3 protein-coding genes are annotated in these 4,361 nt (G+C 57.6%); all 3 read right to left on the bottom strand.

Annotation, left to right across the window (positions count from 1 at the left end):
- Positions 1 to 584, bottom strand: a 584-nt coding sequence (locus VGK48_16470; GenBank protein ID HEY2382771.1) for an ABC transporter ATP-binding protein, incomplete at its 3' end; no start/stop codon positions are given.
- Positions 581 to 2,119 (bottom strand): methylmalonyl-CoA mutase family protein, encoded by a 1,539-nt coding sequence (locus tag VGK48_16465; GenBank protein HEY2382770.1) that lies wholly within the window; start codon positions 2,117 to 2,119, stop codon positions 581 to 583. The genes VGK48_16465 and VGK48_16470, both read right to left, overlap by 4 nt.
- Positions 2,120 to 2,143: 24 nt before the next feature.
- A partial coding sequence (locus VGK48_16460; GenBank protein ID HEY2382769.1) for a CHAT domain-containing protein occupies positions 2,144 to 4,361 on the bottom strand: 2,218 nt, incomplete at its 5' end.

Genomic DNA, 4,361 nt, shown 5'->3' with positions numbered 1-4,361 from the left:
TCGAGAATCTGAGCCTGGATGGTGACGTCAAGCGCGGTCGTCGGCTCGTCTGCGATCACGACGTCGGGATGACAGACCAAGGCCATTGCAATCATGATGCGCTGGCGCATTCCGCCCGACAGCTGATGCGGATAGTCCTTTGCCCGCTTCTCCGCATCGGGAATGGCCACGTCTTTCATGGCCTCGACGGCTCGCGCCCAGGCTTCCCGTTTCGACACTTTTTCGTGAGCGAGCACGGCCTCCGCGATCTGGAAACCGACTTGAAGCACCGGATTCAGCGCGGTCATCGGCTCCTGAAAAATCATCGAGATCCGTGCGCCGCGAATTTGCCGCATCTCCTGTTCTGAAATCACAGCGAGGTCGCGGCCTTCGAGCAGGATCTGACCGCCGGTGATGCGGCCCGGAGGGCTGATCAGCCGCGTGATCGACATCGCAGTAACGCTTTTGCCGCAACCGCTCTCTCCGACAAGACCCAGCGTCCGGCCTTTGGGAACACTGAAAGACACATCGTCAACTGCCTTGACGACTCCTTCTTCAGTAAAGAAGAAGGTTTTCAGGTTTTTCACTTCGAGGACATCGCTCAAGCCGTCCAGCCCTCCTGGTATTCCCCATGGACGCGGCGGAATGCGTCGGAAATTTCACCGACGGTCGCGTACGCTTCAACCGCGTCGAGGATATACGGCATCAGGTTGCCTGCACCGCTTGCCGCGGCCTCCAATCGCCCGATAGCCGCCGTGACCAGAGCGCCGTCACGGGACGACCGGACATGCGCCAGTCGAGCGGCCTGAGCGGCTTCAGCGGCCGGGTCGGAACGATGAATGGGAACCTTCTGCTCTTCATCGGACCGGTATTCGTTAACCCCGACGATAATTCGTTCCCTGGACTCGATCGAGCGCTGGTATTTGTACGCCGATTCGTGGATCTGGGCCTGAACCCATCCGTTCTCGATCGCGCCCAGCATGCCGCCGAGATTCTCGATACGGCCCAATTGCCCGCTTACTTCTTCTTCGATCCGGTCCGTCAGCGCTTCGATCGCGTACGAGCCGGCCACCGGATCTACGGTGTTTGTAACGCCCGATTCATACGCAAGGATCTGCTGCGTCCGCAAAGCGAGACGCGCCGCGTCCGCTGTCGGTATGGCGAGAGCTTCGTCTTTCGCATTCGTATGAAGGGACTGCGCGCCTCCGAGAACCGCGGCCAGAGCCTGGATCGCAACGCGAACGATATTGTTGTCGGGCTGCTGCGCGGTCAGCGACGACCCGGCGGTTTGAGCGTGAAATCGAAGCATCCAGGACTTGGGATTCTCCGCATGAAACCGGTCGCGCATGATCTTCGCCCACATCCGGCGCGCCGCGCGAAACTTCGCGATCTCCTCGAGAAAATCGTTATGGGTATCGAAGAAAAACGAAATGCGTGGCGCGAAAGAGTCGATTTCCAGACCGCGATCGATCGCAGCCTGCACATACGTGATGGCATTGCCGAAGGTGAAAGCGAGTTCCTGCACCGCGGTGGCGCCCGCCTCACGGATGTGGTATCCGCTGATGGAAATCGTGTTCCAGTTCGGGGCCTCGCGCTGGCAATACTCGAAAATGTCGGTGATCAGACGCAGCGAGAACTTCGGCGGATAGATGTAGAGACCGCGAGCAATGTATTCCTTGAGAATGTCGTTTTGCGTCGTGCCGTTGATGAGTTTCGCGGCGACTCCCTGTTTCTTCGCCACCGCCACGTACATTGCCAGAAGGATTGCCGCGGTGGCGTTGATCGTCATGGACGTTGAAACGCGATCGAGCGGAATGCCGTCAAACACCGTCTCCATATCGATTAGCGTGTCGATCGCAACGCCAACTTTGCCGGCCTCGCCGGCGGCCAATGGGTGATCCGAATCCATGCCGAGTTGCGTGGGCAGATCGAATGCAACCGAGAGTCCGGTCTGGCCATTCTGCAGAAGGTATTTGAAGCGTTTGTTGGTTTCGGCGGCGGAGCCAAAGCCGGCATACTGGCGCATCGTCCAAAGCCGTCCCCGGTACATTGTCTGCTGAATTCCCCGCGTGTACGGAAATTCGCCGGGCGAGCCAGGATCGGATGCTCGCCAGTTGGAGGGACGGTAAACAGGGTCCATAGGGCCTAGATTACCGCAGTTATCTCAGGACCTGCCCATCAAGATGAACGGTGCCCAATAGTAAGGATGCGGAAAGACCGTCTTTACTTTAAGAACGGCACTTTGCAGCGCGCGTGATTTCGACTCGCCGTTTTGCAAGTCCTCGTAAAAGTGCTCCATTAATTGAGCGGTCGAGCGGTCGTTGACCGTCCACAAGCTGACAACAAGTGACGGGGTTCCGGCGTAGAGGAAGCCGCGGGCCAGGCCGAGCAACTCATCACCTTCCCAGACGGCGCTCATTCCTGTCTCGCAGGCGCTCAGCACAGTCAGTTCGGCGCCGAGCTGCAGATTGAAAATGTCGAACAGGTTCAGCCAGCTGTCGCCGAGCTTGAGTGAAGAGAACATCGGATTGTCGGCCCGGAAAATACCGTGTGCGGCGATGTGCAATTTCCCGGCGGTCTGTCCATAACGGCGCAGCTTGTCCTCGCGCGCTTCGCTCCCGACAAAGAACAATCCCTTGGGTAGAAGTCTCCGTAGCGCTTCCACCTCCTCGGTAATGTGCGGCGTCATCTCATCCGCCACGGCAAGAACGAGATCCTGTTCCGTTTTCTGGATCTTCTTCTCGCGACAGATCTTCAGGACGGAAGTACTTGCCGCGCGCACAACATCGTATGAATCGATGAGATAGTTCGTGCCGTCGTACAAGGCCTGAAACGGCAGGTAATGAAGCATGTTGTGCGGCACAAAAACAATGGAGCGGCCCGAAAGGTAATCTTTGAGCGGCTCGATGAGCTGCTTGTAAAGCTCATTCAGGTGATGTTGTGTGGCACGCAGCAGGCGTTGCGTGTGTTTCTGCACGTAGTCCGTCTCAAGATGAAACTTCGAAAGCTGAAACGTCAGGCCCTTGAGACAGGCGCGCACGTCTTTTATCGTGGTAAGGTCCTGCACGACGTGAAACGAGTCATGACCGATGACAAAGGCTTGAAATCGGTCGCCGATGGTGTAGTACTCGACCAGCACTTCATCACGGCCAAGCATCGCGTTCACTTCTTCGACCGATGGGATCTTCATGCTCTGGAGTGTGGCCCAGCCTGATTTTTCCGAGCCCACCTCTCTGAGCAGCTCCACCAGCTCCTGTTCGCGCCGGGAGATCTCTTCTTTTGTAACAGTATCCGCCGCGGCGGCGCGTGCTGTAGCCCCGACTTCGTTGAGCCGGCTGTAAAAGATATTCAGCTCTTCGCGGATCTTACGGATCCGCTGCAGGCGGGGCGATTCATCCGCTCCCGTGTCCCACACGGTTTCGAGATTCTTTTCGAGAAGATCGATCAACGTCCGGGATTTCGAGCGCTCTACGAATTGAAATGCGGCGTGCCGGTCGCCTTTCGCCAGCTTCAGCCCGACCATGTTTTCGTAAACCTGGTACTTGTCGCGGCCGAACGACAGCCGCATTTCATCCAGCCGGATATTGCCCCGGAGCGATTCCATCTGCTCGATGGCCTTGCTGTAAAGCTGTTCGGCCTGGTCGATCGCGCCATTCAACTCTTTCAGGCGGCCCAGGGTGTTGTAACACTGATAAGAGACCCAGGGCGCGTGAAAGCCTTCGATTTCATCCAGGGCCTTCTGCGCTTCCTTGAGCGCGGGCGCTGTTGCATCCAGTTCGATCCAGCTTTGAGCCGAAAGAACGCGGGCATTTGCAGCCCGTGCCGGCACCTGCTGCTTCTCGAATATTTCGGCGGCCCGCTGCGCCAGTTCCTGTGCAGGCGCAAATTGGTGCTGCCTGGTCAGAAGTTGCGCGCGCCAGAGATCGATGACGGCGACCCACACATCGTTGCCCGTTCCTTCCTTGAGGAAGATATCGCGCGCACGGACAAAGGCTTTCTCGGCATCTTTGTCATTCAGTAGTTTAAATTCCGCGATTCCCTGGAAGGTAAGACACTTTCCGGCTTCGTACCTGTTGCCGAGACGTTCGAATGTCTCGTAAGCGCGTCCTGCGATGGTTGCTGCATCGTCGAAGAGATTGAGTTCGAGATATATTTCCGCGCGGTCCATATCGCACAGACCGATGCGCCGGGAGTCGGCCAGTTCTTCATGTCTGCGGCGGACCTGCTCCAGAATGCGCAGCGCTGTCGAGTAGTTGCCGCGCCGAAAATGCATCTGGGAGATTCCCCGATCGGCCATTGCGGCCCAGAGCGTCATGCCGTTCCGTTCGCAATACTCTTTCGTGACTTCGAAGCTCTGAACGGCTTCATCGAACCGGTTCATT

The sequence above is a fragment of the Terriglobia bacterium genome (genome assembly GCA_036496425.1).
Lineage (GTDB): Bacteria > Acidobacteriota > Terriglobia > 20CM-2-55-15 > 20CM-2-55-15 > 20CM-2-55-15.
Note: the sequence above shows the minus strand (reverse complement) of the source record. Positions and strands in the feature narration are given on the sequence as shown.